The organism is Aliiroseovarius pelagivivens (assembly GCF_900302485.1).
In the GTDB taxonomy this organism is placed as follows: Bacteria; Pseudomonadota; Alphaproteobacteria; order Rhodobacterales; family Rhodobacteraceae; genus Aliiroseovarius; species Aliiroseovarius pelagivivens.
This window is the reverse complement of sequence record NZ_OMOI01000001.1, coordinates 193,616-211,006: the sequence shown is the minus strand read 5'-3', so window position 1 is coordinate 211,006 and position 17,391 is coordinate 193,616. Positions and strand designations below refer to the sequence as shown.

The following is a 17,391-nucleotide window of genomic DNA, read 5'->3' as shown; positions in this document are numbered from 1 at the left end:
CCATGCGCCTTCAGGACCTCGACATCATCGTAACTGCGCCCCCTGCTCCGGGCTGGGGCGGGCGATATTGGATCTTTGTAAAAGTCACGACCGATGATGGGATCACCGGCTGGGGCGAGGTCTATGCCAGTGCCATCGGCCCCGATGCCATGCGTGCGGTGATCGAGGATGTGTTCGCCCGCCACATGCAGGGCGAAAACCCCGAGAACATCGAACTGATGTTCCGCCGCGCCTATTCGGCGGGTTTCACACAGCGGCCCGACCCAACGGTGATGGGCGCGTTTTCGGGGCTTGAGATCGCGTGCTGGGACATCTTGGGCAAAGCGCGGGGCAGGCCTGTCTGGGCGCTGCTTGGCGGCAAGATGAACGAGCGGTTGCGCTCTTACACCTACCTCTATCCCAATCCCGACCACCCCTTACCCGAGTTCTGGACCTCGCCCGACATGGCCGCCGAGGCTGCAGCGACCCGCGTGGAACAGGGCTTTACCGCGCTGAAGTTCGACCCCGCCGGGCCTTACACCATCCGGTCGGGCCACATGCCGTCGATGAAAGACATCTCGCGATCCGAGGCCTTCTGCAAAGCCATCCGCGAAGCGGTGGGCGACCGCGCGGATCTTCTGTTCGGCACCCACGGCCAATTCACCACAGGCGGCGCGATCCGCATAGCGGAAGCCATCGCCCCCTACCAACCGCTGTGGTTTGAAGAACCCATCCCGCCAGACAACATCACCGAAATGGCGAAAGTTGCGCGCGCCAGTTCTGTCCCCGTCGCGACCGGAGAGCGGCTGTCCACCAAGGCCGAGTTTGCTGAAGTGCTACGCCAAGGTGCCGCGTCAATCCTGCAGCCCGCGCTTGGCCGTGCAGGTGGGATCTGGGAGGCTAAGAAGATCGCGGCCATCGCTGAAGTGCACAACGCCCTGATCGCTCCGCATCTGTACGCCGGACCGATCGAATGGGCAGCGAACGTTCATCTGGGGGCGTCCATCCCCAACCTGTTGATGGTTGAAACCATCGAGCAGGGTGGGGACTTCCACCTCGCCTTGATCGGTCACACGATCCGTTGGGAAGACGGCTTTGTGATCCCGCCTGACGCGCCGGGGCTAGGCATCAATCCTGACGAAGATTTGATGCGTGCGCATCCCTATGAGGGCGATGGTTTGCATCTGGAAATGCAGCAGGACCCCTGCAGCTATACCGAAGAAAACTGCTTTGAAGGTGGCGCGCCCGCCCCGGCCGATCAAAGCGACTGATCAACTCCGCGACAACAGCGACATTCGATTATCCACGCCTCGCACCACGATCTTTTGTTGGCGCGCGCCATCCGGCGTGGATGTGGCGCGCTCTGATAAATAGTCACAATCCGCCTGGTCAGGCGATGCGAGATTGCGCGCATCAACACACTGCCACTCCTGCAGTGTACAATTTTCTGGCTTTTGGATACATTATCCCGTAGAGGTGATCTTAGCTCCAGATTGCAAAGGAAACCCCATGTCCAAAACCGTGTTCGCAGGAACGATGCCTGCCCTGATGACCCCCTGCAAAGAAGACCGCACACCGGACTACGATGCGCTGGTGCGCAAAGGGCACGAGATGATCGCGACAGGCATGTCTGCAGTGGTCTATTGCGGCTCGATGGGCGACTGGCCACTTTTGACGGATGAGGAACGGATGACTGGCGTCGAACGGCTGGCGCAAGCAGGTATTCCCGTCGTGGTGGGAACAGGCGCGATCAACTCGAAATCCGCCGTGGCGCATGCAGCCCATGCCCAGAAGGTCGGCGCTGTCGGTCTGATGGTGATCCCGCGCGTCTTGTCCCGCGGATCGTCGATGGCCGCGCAGAAGAACCACTTCAAGGCCATCCTGTCCGCAGCTCCTGATGTGCCTGCCATCATCTATAACAGCCCCGTTTATGGCTTCGCGACCAAGGCGGATCTGTTCTTCGCCCTCCGCGCCGAACATCCCAACCTGATCGGCTTCAAAGAGTTCGGCGGCAAGGATGATCTGCGCTATGCGGCTGAACACATCACCAGCCAGGATGACAGCGTCACCCTGATGGTCGGCGTCGATACCGAGGTCTATCATGGCTTCGTGAACTGCGGCGCGACCGGCTCGATCACGGGGATTGGCACCGCCCTTCCGAAAGAAGCCCTGCTACTGGCCGCCCTATCCAAGAAAGCCGCCGAAGGTCACGCCGAGGCACGCACCCGCGCTTTGGAACTGGAAGCTGCCTTCGCGGTGCTCGCCAGCTTTGATGAGGGCACGGATCTGGTGCTCTACTACAAGCACCTTCTGGTTCTGAACGGCGAGGATGAATACCGCCTGCATTTCAACGAAACCGACGCCCTGTCCGACGCCCAGCGCAACTATTGCGAACAGCAATACACGCTGTTCCAGACGTGGTTTGCAGACTGGTCGAAGCAGGGTGGTGTCATCACCGCGTGCATGTAAGCTCTTAACCAAAACACGAGGAACAAGATGCGCAGCAGTAAGACCATTCATGTCGTCTCTGCCCATGCCGAGGGCGAAGTGGGCGACGTCATCGTCGGCGGCGTGGCCCCGCCCCCCGGCGACACGGTCTGGGAGCAACGCAATTTCATTGCCAAAGACCAAACCCTGCGCAACTTCGTCCTGAACGAGCCACGTGGCGGCGTGTTTCGCCACGTGAACCTGTTGGTTCCTCCCAAACATCCCGATGCCGACGCGGCATGGATCATCATGGAGCCGGAAGACACGCCGCCCATGTCTGGCTCGAACTCGATCTGCGTGTCGACCGTGCTTTTGGACAGTGGCATCCTGCCGATGACCGAGCCGGAAACCCATCTGACATTGGAAGCGCCCGGCGGGTTGGTCCGCGTGCGGGCCGAGTGCCGAAACGGCAAGGCTGAACGGATCTTCGTGCAAAACGTAGCCAGTTTCGCAGATCAGATTGCTGTGCCACTTGAGGTCGAAGGCCGTGGCACCCTGACCGTCGACACGGCCTATGGCGGTGACAGTTTCGTGGTCGTTGAAGCCGCCGATCTTGGCTTCAACATTACCGACGACGAAGCCAAAGACATCGCCCGCCTTGGGGTGCAGATCACCAATGCCGCCAATGAACAGCTGGGGTTCTCGCACCCCGAAAACCCAGAGTGGGACCACATCTCGTTCTGCGCCTTTGCTGGACCGCTATCAAAAACGAACACAGGTTTTCAAGGCAAGTCTGCCGTGGCAATTCAGCCGGGAAAGGTAGACCGCTCTCCTACCGGCACAGCGGTGTCCGCGCGGATGGCGCTGATGGCGGCCAAGGGCCAGATGGAAATGGGGCAGTCGTTCGAAGCCATATCAATCATCGGCTCGCAATTCACAGGTCAGATTGTCGGCCACGCACAAGTCGGACAGCGCCCCGCCATCATCCCCGAAATCTCGGGCCGTGCTTGGATCACCGGGACGCATCAGCACATGCTGGACCCCGAAGATCCGTGGCCCGGCGGCTACCGCCTCAGCGATACGTGGGGTGCTTAGCCGGACCCAAACCAACGCTTGCACATCCCGCACCCGCACCCCAAAATGCCCGACAACCAAGAACCGGGACTATCTTATGACCGCCAAACGCAAGATCGCACGCCAAAGCCTTCCGGATGTCATCGCCAATGACCTGCGCGAACGCATTCTCAGCGGCGAACTGGCCGAGGGCGAGGTGATCCGGCAAGAGGCACTGGCAGACGAATACGACGTCTCGCGCATGCCCATCCGTGAGGCATTGAAGCGGCTGGATTCTGAAGGTCTGGTGCACCTGACCAACAATCGCGGCGCCTCGGTCGTGAAACACTCGATTGCTGAAATCGCCGAGATTTTCGACCTGCGCATCCTAATCGAGATCGACCTGTTCAAACGCGCGATCCCTAACATGACGCAGGCCGATTTCGACCGCTGCGAGGATATTCTGGACAAGATGGAAACCTCGTATGACGAAGATGATGTGACCCAGTGGGGCGCGCTGAACTTCGACTATCACACCGCACTTTATGCGGCAGCCGGGCGCGGCTTGACGAACGAGCTTTTGCACCGCGTGAACCTACAGTCGGACCGCTATGTTCGGATGCATCTAAGCATCGGCGGCAAACGTGACTCGGCCAAGGACGAACACCGCCGCCTTCTAAGCTTCGCCAAGGCTGGCGACATTGACGCCGCTGCCGCGTTGCTGACCCATCACATCAGCCACACCAAGACCGAGCTTCTGGGCGTGATCGCAGAGCTTCGAGAAGCCGAAACACACTGACTCCTTGAAGGTGCCCATATCGGACAACCACCTTCTATATCTCAAATTTGTGGATACATTATCCACAACGCCAACAAGAGGCCCGCATGACCTTCACTCCCCACGGAAAACACCTGATCGCCGGCGCTTGGGTCGCAGGCGACACCACGGCCCCATCCAGCCCTGCGCATGGTCCGTCGCATGACTTCTCGCTGGGCACGCCTGCCGATATAGACGCCGCGGCCAAAGCCGCCGAAGAGGCATTCGAAAGCTACGGCTATTCGACCCGCGCCCAGCGCGCCGCCTTCCTGAATGCCATCGCAGATCAGATCGAGGCCCGCGCCGACGCGATCACGGAAATCGGCACCCAAGAAACCGGCTTGCCCGAGGTCCGCCTTCAGGGCGAGCGTGGCCGCACCACCGGACAGCTCCGCTTGTTTGCGGATCACATCCTTCAGGGGAACTATCTGGACCGTCGTCACGATGCCGCTTTGCCCGACCGTGCGCCCCTGCCCCGTCCCGATCTGAAGACGATCCAGCGTCCCATTGGACCGGTCGCCGTTTTCGGCGCATCGAACTTCCCGCTCGCCTTTTCGACCGCCGGGGGCGACACAGCATCTGCCCTGGCCGCTGGTTGTCCCGTCGTGGTCAAAGGCCATCCCGCCCACCCCGGAACCGCCGAGATTATCGCCGACGCGATCCACGCCGCCATTGCGGATTGCGACCTACATCCCGGCGTGTTCAACCTTGTACAAGATGGCGGCCGCGCCGTTGGAGCCGCTTTGGTTCAGCACCCGCTGATTAAGGCCGTGGGCTTCACCGGTAGCCTCGCTGGGGGACGCGCGTTGTTTGACCTTTGCGCAGCCCGCCCCGAACCCATCCCGTTCTTCGGCGAGTTGGGATCGGTGAATCCAATGTTCATCCTGCCCGAAGCCGCCGATGCACGCGGGGCGGATCTGGGTGCGGGCTGGGTCGGGTCTCTGACCATGGGTGCGGGGCAGTTCTGCACCAATCCCGGCATCGCCGTGATCCGCGAAGATCAGGCGCAGCCCTTCCTTGACGCCGCCAAAGCCGCCTTGGCCGATGTTGGCGCGCAGACCATGCTGACCGACGGCATTGCCGCCGCCTATCGCGACGGACAGGCACGGATCGGCGCGACAGCTGGCGTGCAAGAGGTGCTGACCTCGATGTGCGATCAGCGACAGGCCACGCCCTATCTGTTCCAGACCACCGTAGAAAACTGGCTGGCGAACGAGGCGCTGGGCGAGGAAGTCTTTGGCCCCTTGGGACTGGTCGTTCTGGCCAAGGACACCGCAGACATGCAGCAGATGGCCCGCGCACTTGAGGGTCAGTTGACCTGCACACTGCATATGGACGACGGCGACACCAACGACGCCCGCGCCTTGATGCCCATCCTAGAACGCAAAGCGGGCCGCATTCTGGCCAATGGTTTCCCAACCGGGGTCGAGGTTGCAGACGCGATGGTGCATGGCGGCCCCTACCCAGCCTCGACCAACTTTGGCGCAACGGCTGTCGGCACGCTTGCCATCCGACGTTTCTTGCGTCCGGTTTGTTATCAAAACCTGCCATCGGCCCTTCTACCCGAAGATCTGTGACCCTGTGCTCTGCCGCGACCCGAAAGGATTCGCGGCAGAGGTTGCCCGACCCAGCGCCGGATAAAGGTATTGGGAGGCCAAACTCCCTTCGACGGGCATGGCATATCTGGCTATGGTCGCGAAAACAGGCGCGAGGCGCTGTGAAACGATGCGCCGACAAAACCGTCGCAACAAAACTGAAGGGGTAAGTGATGAGCACTTTTGACGAAGACCTGTTTCTTAAGGGACTCGAACAGCGCAAATCCACGCTTGGCGCGGAGTATGTGGAAAGGAACCTTGCTGCGGCAGACGATTTCACGCGTCCATTTCAAGAGGCGATGACCGCGTGGTGTTGGGGCTTCGGCTGGGGCGACGACGTAATCGACGCCAAAACCCGGTCGATGATGAACCTGTCGATGATCGGCGCTTTGGGCAAGATGCACGAATGGGAGCTTCACTGCCGCGGCGCCATCAACAATGGCGTCACCAAGGAAGAAATCCGCGCGATCATCCACGTCATCGGGATCTATTGCGGCGTTCCTCAGGCACTGGAATGTTTCCGCGCGGCCCGCAAGGTTCTGGAAGAAAACGAATAAGGGGCCACACCCTGGACGATCAGGAAACTACGCCGAGCCGCGAGCAATCGCATCACTCGAGGCTCGGCTTGATGACGATCTTTCCCAACACCTTGCCCTTGCCGGTGCGCGCCAAGGCATCTGGAACGGATGAAAAGGGAAGCACGGCTTCCACATGTGGCGCGATCCGGCCTTGGATTGCAAACTCGGCAACACGGCGCGTCAAATCTTGCCCGGACGGCACCAAGAGCATCCCAATTGATCGGTTTCGCGCCAGAAGCTTTCCCCCGAAAACAATGGACAGGAGCGTGGGCACGCCTCCTCCCAGCGCCATATAGGTCCCCCCTGCGATAAGCGCGCGGGAAATCTCGCGTGGTCCGCGGGTTGCGACCATGTCGAGTATCCTGTCCCATGTCTTGCCCATCTCAGTGAAGTTCACCTTCGCATAGTCGATGGTCTCGTCCGCACCTAGGCTGGCAAGCCATTCGATCTTCCCGGCATTGTCCACTGCGGTCACATATACCCCGGCTGCTTTGGCCAGTTGCATTGCCATGGTGCCAGACCCGCCGCCCGCACCGTTGATCAAAAGCCTGTCACCTGCCGACAAGCCGTCTGTGCCTGCCACGGCAATGCCGCCGGCTTGCGGAAGGCAGGCAGCAATATCGTCAGACAACGCATCGGGAACGGCAACGGTTTCATGTGCTGGCACACAGGCATATTCAGCAAAACCGCCACGCGTCATGACATAGTCTCCCATGACGCGCTGGCCGATCTCGAAGCCGCTGACGTCTTCGCCCAACTTATCGACAAGGCCGACGATGTCAGAACCCAGAACCGGCACTTTGGGTTTGAACAACCCGCCGACCGTCCGCACCCATGCCGGCGATCCGGTAAGGTATTCCCAATCGGACAGGTTGACCGCACAGGCCAGAACCTTGACCCGAATTTCTCCTTTGGCGGGCTCGGGCATGTCGACATCCGACAGCCGGAGCAATTCGGGACCGCCATAGCGTTCGTAAACAACGGCTTTCATGTTCTTTTCCTTACCGTCAAAGTTTGGCTTTCCCGTCGCTTCAAAGTCAAGCACTCCACAATTTCGATGGAACAGCCGTGACCAAGGCAGCCTTCGCGCCCAAGCGCCAAATCTGCTACACTTCCTGCATGATAGCAGATCGAACCATGAAAGCTGCCGTGGTCACCGGCTATGGGTCTCCGGAACGGCTAACGCTGTGCGATGTCCCAACGCCCCAACCCGCCAAAAACGAAGTGCGGGTGCGGGTACATGCCAGCACTGTTAACCGGACGGACACGGCCACGTTGCGCGCGCATCCGTTTTTCATGCGTGCTGCGACAGGCTTGCTTCGTCCGCAAATGCAATCACTGGGAATGGACTTCGCAGGAGTCGTTGACGCGCTAGGAACCGAGGTGTCGTCGTTCCAAGTGGGTGATCGTGTGTTTGGGATGTCGTCGGAACGCTTCGGCGCGCACGCCGAATACCTCTGCATTCCGGTTGAAGACGCGATAGCTCATATTCCCGAGGGCATCCCCTATGATCAAGCCGTCGTTGGCGAAGGTGCATGGTATGCACATGGCACGACCAAACTGCTGACAGAAGGGAAGCGATGCCTGATATACGGTGCCTCTGGGGCGATCGGGACAGCGGCGGTTCAACTTGCCAAAGCCAATGGCGCCTATGTGGTTGCCGTCGTTGGAACTCGGCACACAAGTTTGGCCAATGCACTGGGTGCGGATCGGGTCGTGAACTATGAGACGGAAGATTTCACCGCAATCGGAGAGACATTTGACCTGGTCTTCGATGCGGTGGGTAAAACATCCCGCCGGGCGTGCCGCCCCTTGCTGAAGAAAAACGCGGTCTATTGCGCGACCGATATGGGGCCATACTGGTCAAACATGCTGCTTGCTATCTGGTTTGGTCTTACAGGAAGCAAACGGGTGCGCATACCGTTTCCCGAGGACGCACCCGGTTTCATCAAGCATCTCGCTGATCTGATGGCGCAAGGAAAATTCCGGGGCGTTTTCGACCGGACTTACCCTCTGAAAGAAATCGCTTCAGCCTTTCAATATGTCGAGACAGAACAAAAGACCGGGATCGTGGGGGTGGATACACTCGGCAAATGATAAGGATTGCGGACCTTCAACGTAACAAGCGCGAACGGACCCGCTCTGCCCTACTTTGAATTGCCACCCGACTTCTGCGACAGGAAATAGGTGAGCGCCCCGATGACAAGCGCCACGGCAACCCCATAGCCCAGCAGGTCGCGTTCACCATCCCAGCTGACCACTTGCCCCAAGAAAAGCACACCTAGAACAACAATCACCACTGCAATCAGCTTGTTCTTCAGATCATCAAGATTGTTAATCGACAGCCAGCTCGGAAGTTTCACATTCGTGCTGATAAAGAGTTCATAGAGCCCAATCGCGACGATATAAAACACTGTGCCGAGCAGGAAGAGGTCAATGATTTCAATAAATTCCAGTGAAAGCGCCTTGGCGACCTTGCGCGTCACCTCACCGGTTTGAATGGTGCTCAGGATCAACTGAACAGTCGCTGTCAGCCCATAGACAAGCAAGGTGGTCGCCGCAAGAAGCGCGCCAATCACAGCGAGGATAACCAGAAAGCGGCTTGCGCCAAGAAGTGTGCTCATTGTCTGCTCCCTTTTTCCCTGTGTGCGCAGCACGCCGCCGGACGTCAAGTGGCGACCTGTATCAGGGCTGCTGGCGATCCGAATTGGGCCGCTCCGACAACACAGTGCAATCATTCGGGACTAGCAAAAACGGGGAAACAAAGAACCGGCTTTTGCGTTCACCTCATAGGGGAACCGGTGCACACACGAGATTGATTGGCGATCCCTGAAGGACTCGAACCCTCAACCTGCTGATTAGAAGCTCGCTCCAGACGGTTTCTCTGCATTTCTCCAATTTTCGCCACACGGACAAAAATGATATTATAACAACGATTTACGTTGACCAACGCCGCGCTCCACTTCCATGAATAACGCCAAGTTTCGACGCCAATTGCTTCCGTATAGCTTCCGGATTTCTGGCGTCACTCAAACCGAGGATGCGATATGCGATTAACAAAACGGTCGGTAGAAGGATTGGAAGTCAAACCCGGCGACTACATCGTTTGGGATTGCGATGTGAAAGGATTTGGCGTCCGTGTCTATGGCACGGGCAAGCGCACTTATGTCGTCCAATACCGCGCGGGCAAGCGAACCCGACGCCTAACGCTGGGCCAACATGGTCCGCTGACAACAGACGAAGCCCGCAAGCTCGCCAAGCAGCGCCTAGGCGACGTCGCACGCGGGGAAGATCCATCCGCCGACATTCAGACCAAACGCCGCGCCCCGACCGTCTCAGCGCTCTGTGACCGCTTCCTAGAGGAATATGTGGCCCAGCACTGCAAACCGACCACCTACCGCTCCTACAGCACGATTATTCGCAATCATGTGAAACCGAAACTGGGCGTTTTCCTGATCAATGATGTAAAACGCTCGGATGTAGCTGCGCTGCATTTTGATATGCGCGATACCCCCTACCATGCGAACCGTACGCTGATGGTCATTTCAAAGATGTTCAATGTCGCGGAGGATTGGGGACTGAGAGGGGAAGGCGCGAACCCGACCCGCCGGATCAAGAAATATCGGGAAGAAGAGAAGAAGCGCTATCTCACCGACCAAGAACAATTCCGCTTGGGGCAAGTGCTGCAAGAGGTCTTGGAAGATGGAACCGAAACCGAACATGTCGTGTCCGCCTTCTTGTTGCTCATGCTGACCGGATGCCGCCGCAATGAAATCCAAACCCTGAAATGGGAATATGTGCACTACACCCATCTGGACCTGCCAGATAGCAAGACCGGGCGGCGACGCATCCCTCTGCCGCGCGAAGCTTACGATATCATCACATCGTTGCCGCGGCGCGATGGGAACCCCTATGTAATATTAGGGATCACCGAAGACGGCCATATCACTGACCTTGAACGGCCATGGCGGCGCATTCGCGAACGTGCCGGTCTGGAAGATGTACGCATTCACGACCTGCGCCACACCTATGCGTCCGTGGCTATGCAGGATGGCATTGACCCGTTCACTCTTAAAGAAATTCTAGGCCACAAGAACCTGACCACGACATTGCGATACGCGCATTTAGCCGACGATGCTGTGCAGCGTGCGGCGGGGTCTGTGGCGAGCCGTGTTGCTGGTGCGATGGGTCAACGAAATATGGGCAGGCCGGGATTGCGGGTAGTGCGCTAGATAAACGCATTTGAATGCAACAATCGCTCTACCTATACGTTACGTAGAAAATTGTCTTTGTACTTAGCTAGATAGCAATGATGAGGAAACCGAATGCACCAGTTGACGAATGAACAGCTAATACAGCTTTGGAAGCGTAGCATTGCATTGGCAAATGCTCCGTATCGGTTTGCTCACCCAAATATAAGAGCATCCTATGATGCTGCGTGCTCCGAGTCAGCCACGGAGGCCATGAAACATGCCGCCGACAGCATTCAAGAAAGTGGGAAATCCGGAATTGAAGCGATGACAGAACTATTCGCTGGACCCAGCCGTATTCTTGGATTGCGGTCTGAGATATCATCCAGAATGAAATCTAATCTTGTGAAAGGGTGCGAAAGCGGGGCGCTAAGGGCATTTGCTTTTGAAACGCCCAGAAAACTTGAGCACACACCGGTTGAGTTGCCTCCGTCCGTTTGGAGCGGTCACATTGATTGGGCCAGATCACAGATCAAAACTGGTGGACTCTGTTTTGTTGAGGTTCGTCTGATATCCCCAAAAATTGCAGCGGAAATCGAAGCAAAATACCTCCCTCAAGAAGCAAAATCTGGGCGCCCTGCTATTGAACATCACCTGCGCGCATGTGTTCAGGAGATGGCGAATGCTGATTTGATTGATCCGACACAATCTATGAGGTCGCACTATGATGCCGTCCGAGTTCGCTATGCGGCGTATGCAAACACCCATAAACTCACCAAAACAAATGTGGGCGACGAAGCCATTCGGAAGGTATTTTCCCCTATTTACAAAGACTTGAAGGAAAACCAAAAACTATAAAGTCTGCTGGAATTTATAGTCATATCACTGACTAGTTTCGCCAGATTAACCTGACCTCACGAACCAGACGCCAACCAACGTGAGGTAAGATAAATGCAGCAACACCAACTCAAACCCAACGATCCCAACCGCCTGATGGACGAAACCGAGGCGGCAGATTTGCTCTGCTATTCGGTCCGTGCGCTTCAGAACTGGCGTTATCGCGGTGGCGGTCCGAAGTTCATCAAAATCTCGGCGCGCTCTGTCCGCTATACCTATGGCGACGTGATGGAGTGGATCAATCAGCGCCGTGTCGCGAACACGTCGCAAGCACCGAACATCTAACAACCAGTTTTGCCCCGCAACAGTTGGTAGCGGTTGTGGGGATTTTGGGGCCGGACGGCTCTTCCAAGGGCGTGGGGTAAACGCACCTCACGCCCTTTCTGTATCCGCTGCCATCATTCAAAGGAGATTGCCACATGAGCAACCAACCCGCCCACAAACTCAGACTGGGCCTGATCACCGCAACCATTTGGGCCAATGATGGGTTCTATTCCATCGACCTGACCCGCTCTTACAAGAATGCAGACGGGCAATGGCAGAACACCAACAGCCTTGCGCATTCCGACCTGCTGAATGCCGCCAAATGCCTTGAGCGGGCAGAGATTTGGATTGGGAGGCAGATCAATGCAGCCAAGTGAAGCGAAAGCCGGACGCACAGTCCGGCCCCAAAACAACAGCTACCCCGCCGGAGGCTCCAAAGGGCGCAGCGAAACCAACCAGTCGAAGGGCACGCGCCCCAAGAGGGGGGTGATAGTAGCACCCCCCTCTGGAAATACAGAGACCCCGGAAGACTACACCGTGTTGCATCGGGGCTTTGACACTCTGGCCCTGTCTATTCAGGCCAATATCGGCCCGGAACTGTTTGAATACTTGGAAGCGCAGAAAGCGACTGCCGAGGAAGAGCAGAAGGACGTTCTGATCACCTATGGCGGAGCGCAGTTCTTGCTGAAGCCATACGGCGGCAAAGGCTATCGCTTCTTGCTGGACGGTGGCCCTGAAGGCGCGAATTGGTCAATCAAGAAACCCAACTCACGGGACAAATGGGGCATCCGCCTGTCGTTTGGGTCGTTCTTCATGTCCATCTATGGTCTAGGAGCAGCCAAGTCCCATTGTGAGCGCGTTCTAGATGCCTTTGGGGTGCGCTATAGACCGGAGGACGTAAGCATCTCTCGTGCCGACTTCTGCGTCGATGTGCTGGTGAATGGTCTGGTGCTGGACCCAAACAACCTGATCGCCCACAGCGCCGCCGGTCGTCGCGACAACATCACCTATGAGGATGTGGCCGTGCATGGCAAATCCGGTTGGGTGTCGTCCATCACGTCTGGCAGCATCGCCAACCGTCAGGTGATCATCTACAACAAACGGTCCGAGGTGATCGCCCACGGCAAGCACCATTGGTGGGACATCTGGAACCATACGCTACGTGGTGGGGTTGGAAACACCAACGCCCCCTATACGATACGTAGGGGCCGCGTTCCCGGCCCTCTGACGCCAGACAAAACCCAAGCCGCCCAGAACCAAGTCTGGCGTGTCGAGTTCCGGGCGGGAAAGAGCCTCCTGAAAGACACTTGGGGCATCCGCACATGGGAGCAGTTCTTTGACCAGTTCGGAGACCTCTGTCGGTCCTCTGGCGAGCGTATCCGATACACTGAACCCGACACCAACGATACCAACCGCGCGCGCTGGCCGAACCATCCGCTTTGGGATGTGGTCTGCGCTGAGATGAATGACGACTTGATCGAGATGCGTAGTGGGGCCGACCCGAACCCGATGAAGGAAGTGCACCGAGAGGAACACATTGCGAGCTTACTAAAGCAGACCTTGGGAACCTTCATCACAATGGCCGCTTTGGAAGGCTGGGAGCATGAGGAATTGCCTTCTGCATTCAGCAGCATCACAGAGCGCATGACCATGGCAGTGAAAGATGATCCAGAGCGGTCCGCCAAGCAGCTTCAGGATGCCAAAGATCGGTATGTGTTCCTACGTAGGTAGGGTACGTATCCTACGTAGCGTATACGTACGCTACGTAGGTATCTAATTACCTAACTAAAGCGCGCGCCCTACGTAACGTATACGTAGGGCGTTTCTTCGTGGTTAAGCCGTTGGGCACCAATTGAAATTGCACACGGAGCAACATCCTGCTTTAAGTAAATTCAAACAACGGTTGAATAGCTCACGAGCTATTTGAGGGGTAAAATGAGCTGTATTGAAAATTTTCTGACCAAAGTCATTCAGGTTCACCAAACTGGCAACGCGACCGAGCACTCTTACCGATCAGCTTTTGAAGCTCTTTTTGCGGAACTCGGTGACAATATCACCGCTCTCAACGAACCAAAACGCGTGAAATGTGGCGCGCCCGATTTTATCGTTCAGGAAGGCGATATCGTCATTGGCCACTTAGAGGCCAAAGATCTTCATATCGGGCTTCAGGGGATGAAGGATGCGAACAAAGCGCAACAAATCCGCTATCGGGCAGCTTTGCCGAACTTGATCTATTCGAATTGCCTAGACTGGGATTTCTACCAAGACGGCGATTTGGTCGCCTCGGTTTCAATCGCTGATCTTTTGATGGGCATCCAGCCGAAGCCTGATCAGTTCGAGCGCCTTGAAAACCTTCTGAGGAATTTCATAGCTCAGCGCCCGCAAACCATCACGTCACCTAAAGAACTTGCCGAACGCATGGCAGGCAAGGCCAACCTGATCAAAGACGTGCTGGGCAAAACGCTGCGCGATGACGCGGAAATGCGTAGTGAACTAAGCAATCAATATGAAGCGTTCAAAGAGAACCTGATCCACGACATTACACCCGACGACTTCGCGGACATCTATGCCGAGACCATCGCCTACGGCATGTTCGCCGCTCGCCTGCATGACACGACCTTGGATACGTTCAGTCGTCAGGAAGCGCTGGAGCTTTTGCCCAAGTCCAACCCCTTCCTACGCTCGCTCTTCACCTATGTGGCTGGGTATGACCTAGACGACCGCATTGCATGGATTATCGACGATCTTGCCCGTGTGTTCCGCGCTTGTGACGTTGCCAAGCTGATGGAGGGTTTTGGCAAGTTGACAGGCCAGAATGACCCCTTCCTGCATTTCTATGAAACATTCTTGGCCGCATACAATCCCGCCAAGCGAAAAGCGCGTGGCGTCTGGTACACGCCAGAACCCGTTGTGAATTTCGTCGTTCGTGCGGTGGACGAGGTTTTGCAAACAGAGTTTGGATTGCCTCAAGGGCTTGCCGACACCTCGAAAGTCACAATCGAATTGGATACAGGGCAGCGCAAACTTACAAAAAGGGGTAAATTTACCAAAGACGGAAAGAACCAAACAGAACAGCGGGAAATTCACCGTGTTCAAATACTCGATCCTGCTACTGGCACAGGCACCTTCTTAGCTGAAGTGATCAAACAAATCGCGCCAAAAATCCAAGATGTCGCACCCGGTATGTGGTCACAATACATCGAAAATGACCTAATACCTCGCTTGCACGGGTTTGAGCTTCTAATGGCCTCGTATGCCATGTGCCACATGAAGCTCGACATGATTTTGACGGAACTAGGCTACAAACCAACCGCTACACCGCCGCGACTAGGTGTCTATCTGACCAACTCGCTGGAAGAGGGGGAACCCGCCAATCAAACCTTGCCCTTCACACAGTGGTTGAGCCGCGAAGCCAAGGGCGCGAATACAATCAAACGCGATATGCCCATCATGTGCGTGATAGGGAATCCGCCGTATCTCGGCGAGGGTGGTGCATCCGAAGGTTGGATCGGCGACTTGATGGACGACTATAAAAAGGAACCAGGTGGGGTCGAAAGGCTGAAAGAGCGCAATCCCAAATGGCTAAATGATCTATATGTGAAGTTCATTCGCATGTCGTCGCACTTGATTGAGAAGAACGGTGAGGGCGTTTTGGGTTTCATCACCAATCACGGGTATTTGGACAATCCGACTTTCCGTGGGATGCGCTGGCATCTGCTGGACACCTTTGACAAAATTTGGGTGCTCGATTTGCACGGAAACGCAAAGAAGAAAGAGGTCACCCCTGAGGGCAAGCCTGACAAGAACGTCTTTGACATCCAACAAGGTGTGTCGATCATCATCGGTGTAAAAAAGAAGGACGGCGGCGGAGCGTTGGCCAAGGTCATGCACGGTGATTTGTGGGGGACCAGAAAGGCGAAATACGAGAAGCTGGAGGCCGCTAGCTTCTCGTCGACCATATTTGCCCCATTAGAAACTCCCGCACCTCAACACCCATTTGTACGGCGCGATTATGCGGCACAGGCTGACTATGAATGTGGTTTTGCAGTCAATGACTTTATGCCCGTCAACTCAGTTGGAATCGTCACCGCGCGCGACAAACTGACAATCGATGAAAGCAAAGAAGTATTATGGCAACGTGTAGAAAACTTCGCAGCCATGGATCCAGAGGAAGCCCGCACAAAATATGCGCTTGGCAAAGATGTACGTGACTGGCAGGTGACTTGGGCTCAGGAGGATGTAAATCAAGACTTGTCGTCTGATAGGATTGTCCAAATTGCATATCGCCCGTTTGACAAAAGATGGACATTCTACACAGGGAATTCACGTGGTTTCCTTTGCTACCCACGCCATAGTGTGATGCGTCAGTTGCTATTGCCTAATGTGGCTCTGATCTATTCGCGGCAAACGATCTCAGGTAACGGTCCGCCGATCAATGTGCTCTTGTCAGATACAATTTTCGACAATCGTGGTGTGTTCAGCAATAAAGGGATTTCGCAAGCTTCTCCACTTTTCCTATACCCCGACGAACAAGACCTCGACCAAACGCGGCGGGTGAACTTTGATGAGAAGCTCTGGAATAAGCTCAAGAAACTGGCAAAGCATCCTACCCACGGCATCCCGGACGAGGTGCAGACCTTCGATTATATCTATGGCGTCCTGCATTGTCCCATCTATCGGGAAACCTACGCCGAGTTCCTAAAGATCGACTTTCCCCGCATTCCGTGGCCTAGCAGTCCGGATGAATTCTGGGATGTTTCTGAAAAAGGCCAAGCGCTACGCACACTGCATTTGATGGATCCCGCCTCAATCGGTGACACGCCCTATCCCTACATGGGGGAAGGTGACAATGTGGTCGACAAGCCAGCTTTCAAGGACGGAAAGATCTGGATCAACAAGACCCAATATTTTGACGCCGCGCCTGAAGTCTCATGGGGCTTCTACATCGGTGGTTATCAGCCTGCGCAGAAATGGTTGAAAGACCGCAAAGGGCGCGCCCTGAATTTTGACGACCTTCGCCACTATCAATCGATCCTGAAAATCCTGTCGGAAACGGACCGGATCATGAAAACCATCACCATGAATCTGGGCAGTTCTGAATGATCCGCCAATTCCTTCTAACCGCCACGCTGGCATTCTTGCCGGGCATGCTTGCCGCACAGAACTTCTCCTGTCCTTATGGCACGCAGCCCGCTTGCTTGGACTATGGCGACAAAGTCTGTTCATCGCGCGGGAAGTGCGTTGATAGCGATGCCGCCTGCTTTGAACCCTACCAATGTAATTATGAAGGCTTCACCTGCAAATCGAACCTGACCGACTGCGCTGACGAATACGAAGATCTTCTGCAAAAGCACAACGAACTGGTGGACGATTACAACGACCTACTTGCGCGGGCAAACCGGCAGAAGAACACAATGGAAGAAGTCGCCGATTGCATTCGGTACGCCAGTTCGATTTCAGACGCACAATCCTGCGCATACTCGCTGGATTGATCAGACAAGTTTTCGCGGCTTCCGTCCGTCGCAAAGCATTTTCATCAGGCAAATGATTCCTATCACGCTTGACTGTAGCTGGCTTACAACATCGCGCAT

The 17,391-nt window shown here is 56.2% G+C and carries 16 protein-coding genes; 14 read left to right on the top strand and 2 right to left on the bottom strand.

The window, feature by feature from the left end; translation table 11 throughout:
- Window positions 1-2: 2 nt before the first annotated feature.
- From ALP8811_RS01060 to ALP8811_RS01035, 6 genes are all read left to right on the top strand, one after another.
- The gene (locus ALP8811_RS01060; protein ID WP_108855347.1) at window positions 3-1,250 is read left to right on the top strand and encodes a mandelate racemase/muconate lactonizing enzyme family protein; all 1,248 of its coding nucleotides are present in this window, start codon (window positions 3-5) and stop codon (window positions 1,248-1,250) included.
- A 238-nt stretch (window positions 1,251-1,488) separates the two neighbouring features.
- Window positions 1,489-2,448, top strand: coding sequence for a dihydrodipicolinate synthase family protein (locus ALP8811_RS01055; RefSeq protein WP_108855346.1), 960 nt, complete (start codon window positions 1,489-1,491; stop codon window positions 2,446-2,448).
- Window positions 2,449-2,475: 27 nt separating this feature from the next.
- Window positions 2,476-3,501, top strand: coding sequence for a trans-3-hydroxy-L-proline dehydratase (locus tag ALP8811_RS01050; RefSeq protein ID WP_108855345.1), 1,026 nt, complete (start codon window positions 2,476-2,478; stop codon window positions 3,499-3,501).
- Between the two features lie 76 nt (window positions 3,502-3,577).
- The gene (locus tag ALP8811_RS01045; protein ID WP_108855344.1) at window positions 3,578-4,258 is read left to right on the top strand and encodes a GntR family transcriptional regulator; all 681 of its coding nucleotides are present in this window, start codon (window positions 3,578-3,580) and stop codon (window positions 4,256-4,258) included.
- A gap of 86 nt (window positions 4,259-4,344) precedes the next feature.
- Complete coding sequence (locus ALP8811_RS01040) at window positions 4,345-5,853, top strand: aldehyde dehydrogenase (NADP(+)) (protein WP_108855343.1); 1,509 nt, start codon at window positions 4,345-4,347, stop codon at window positions 5,851-5,853.
- Window positions 5,854-6,044: 191 nt separating this feature from the next.
- Window positions 6,045-6,428, top strand: coding sequence for a carboxymuconolactone decarboxylase family protein (locus tag ALP8811_RS01035; RefSeq protein WP_108855342.1), 384 nt, complete (start codon window positions 6,045-6,047; stop codon window positions 6,426-6,428).
- 52 nt (window positions 6,429-6,480) lie between these two features.
- Here ALP8811_RS01035 and ALP8811_RS01030 read toward each other — a convergent pair whose 3' ends face one another.
- A complete protein-coding gene (locus ALP8811_RS01030) occupies window positions 6,481-7,440 on the bottom strand; it encodes an NAD(P)-dependent alcohol dehydrogenase (protein ID WP_108855341.1) in 960 nt (319 codons plus the stop codon).
- A 128-nt stretch (window positions 7,441-7,568) separates the two neighbouring features.
- Here ALP8811_RS01030 and ALP8811_RS01025 point away from each other — a divergent pair, with 128 nt between their 5' ends.
- On the top strand, window positions 7,569-8,546 hold the full coding sequence (locus tag ALP8811_RS01025) for an NAD(P)-dependent alcohol dehydrogenase (RefSeq protein WP_245924483.1): 978 nt from the start codon (window positions 7,569-7,571) through the stop codon (window positions 8,544-8,546).
- 50 nt (window positions 8,547-8,596) lie between these two features.
- On the opposite strand, the gene ALP8811_RS01020 is transcribed toward ALP8811_RS01025, so the two are convergent.
- Window positions 8,597-9,073, bottom strand: a complete 477-nt coding sequence (locus tag ALP8811_RS01020) for a YqhA family protein (protein WP_108855340.1) — start codon at window positions 9,071-9,073, stop codon at window positions 8,597-8,599.
- Window positions 9,074-9,496: 423 nt separating this feature from the next.
- Between ALP8811_RS01020 and ALP8811_RS01015 the strand changes: the two genes are divergently transcribed.
- The 7 genes from ALP8811_RS01015 to ALP8811_RS00985 all read left to right on the top strand — a co-directional run bounded on the left by ALP8811_RS01015 (window position 9,497) and on the right by ALP8811_RS00985 (window position 17,292).
- Window positions 9,497-10,681, top strand: a complete 1,185-nt coding sequence (locus ALP8811_RS01015; RefSeq protein ID WP_108855339.1) for a site-specific integrase — start codon at window positions 9,497-9,499, stop codon at window positions 10,679-10,681.
- A 231-nt stretch (window positions 10,682-10,912) separates the two neighbouring features.
- The gene (locus ALP8811_RS01010; RefSeq protein ID WP_146183972.1) at window positions 10,913-11,497 is read left to right on the top strand and encodes a hypothetical protein; all 585 of its coding nucleotides are present in this window, start codon (window positions 10,913-10,915) and stop codon (window positions 11,495-11,497) included.
- Window positions 11,498-11,590: 93 nt separating this feature from the next.
- The gene (locus ALP8811_RS01005) at window positions 11,591-11,821 is read left to right on the top strand and encodes a helix-turn-helix transcriptional regulator (protein WP_181363661.1); all 231 of its coding nucleotides are present in this window, start codon (window positions 11,591-11,593) and stop codon (window positions 11,819-11,821) included.
- 134 nt (window positions 11,822-11,955) lie between these two features.
- Window positions 11,956-12,177, top strand: coding sequence for a hypothetical protein (locus ALP8811_RS01000; protein WP_108855337.1), 222 nt, complete (start codon window positions 11,956-11,958; stop codon window positions 12,175-12,177).
- A gap of 109 nt (window positions 12,178-12,286) precedes the next feature.
- Entirely contained in the window at window positions 12,287-13,531 is a 1,245-nt protein-coding gene (locus ALP8811_RS00995) for a hypothetical protein (RefSeq protein WP_146183971.1), read from the top strand.
- Window positions 13,532-13,735: 204 nt separating this feature from the next.
- Window positions 13,736-16,903: a type ISP restriction/modification enzyme gene (locus ALP8811_RS00990; RefSeq protein ID WP_108855335.1), complete on the top strand. Its 3,168-nt coding sequence runs from the start codon at window positions 13,736-13,738 to the stop codon at window positions 16,901-16,903.
- Window positions 16,900-17,292: a hypothetical protein gene (locus ALP8811_RS00985; RefSeq protein WP_219928714.1), complete on the top strand. Its 393-nt coding sequence runs from the start codon at window positions 16,900-16,902 to the stop codon at window positions 17,290-17,292. Before ALP8811_RS00990 ends, ALP8811_RS00985 begins: the two co-directional genes overlap by 4 nt.
- Window positions 17,293-17,391 lie beyond the last annotated feature (99 nt).

Bases quoted from the DNA above. Each gene is read 5' to 3' on its own strand.
- ALP8811_RS01060 (WP_108855347.1), top strand. From the start codon at position 3: ATGCGCCTTCAGGACCTCGACATCATCGTAACTGCGCCCCCTGCTCCG.
- ALP8811_RS01055 (WP_108855346.1), top strand. From the start codon at position 1,489: ATGTCCAAAACCGTGTTCGCAGGAACGATGCCTGCCCTGATGACCCCC.
- ALP8811_RS01050 (WP_108855345.1), top strand. From the start codon at position 2,476: ATGCGCAGCAGTAAGACCATTCATGTCGTCTCTGCCCATGCCGAGGGC.
- ALP8811_RS01045 (WP_108855344.1), top strand. From the start codon at position 3,578: ATGACCGCCAAACGCAAGATCGCACGCCAAAGCCTTCCGGATGTCATC.
- ALP8811_RS01040 (WP_108855343.1), top strand. From the start codon at position 4,345: ATGACCTTCACTCCCCACGGAAAACACCTGATCGCCGGCGCTTGGGTC.
- ALP8811_RS01035 (WP_108855342.1), top strand. From the start codon at position 6,045: ATGAGCACTTTTGACGAAGACCTGTTTCTTAAGGGACTCGAACAGCGC.
- ALP8811_RS01030 (WP_108855341.1), bottom strand. From the start codon at position 7,440: ATGAAAGCCGTTGTTTACGAACGCTATGGCGGTCCCGAATTGCTCCGG.
- ALP8811_RS01025 (WP_245924483.1), top strand. From the start codon at position 7,569: ATGATAGCAGATCGAACCATGAAAGCTGCCGTGGTCACCGGCTATGGG.
- ALP8811_RS01020 (WP_108855340.1), bottom strand. From the start codon at position 9,073: ATGAGCACACTTCTTGGCGCAAGCCGCTTTCTGGTTATCCTCGCTGTG.
- ALP8811_RS01015 (WP_108855339.1), top strand. From the start codon at position 9,497: ATGCGATTAACAAAACGGTCGGTAGAAGGATTGGAAGTCAAACCCGGC.
- ALP8811_RS01010 (WP_146183972.1), top strand. From the start codon at position 10,913: ATGAAACATGCCGCCGACAGCATTCAAGAAAGTGGGAAATCCGGAATT.
- ALP8811_RS01005 (WP_181363661.1), top strand. From the start codon at position 11,591: ATGCAGCAACACCAACTCAAACCCAACGATCCCAACCGCCTGATGGAC.
- ALP8811_RS01000 (WP_108855337.1), top strand. From the start codon at position 11,956: ATGAGCAACCAACCCGCCCACAAACTCAGACTGGGCCTGATCACCGCA.
- ALP8811_RS00990 (WP_108855335.1), top strand. From the start codon at position 13,736: ATGAGCTGTATTGAAAATTTTCTGACCAAAGTCATTCAGGTTCACCAA.
- ALP8811_RS00985 (WP_219928714.1), top strand. From the start codon at position 16,900: ATGATCCGCCAATTCCTTCTAACCGCCACGCTGGCATTCTTGCCGGGC.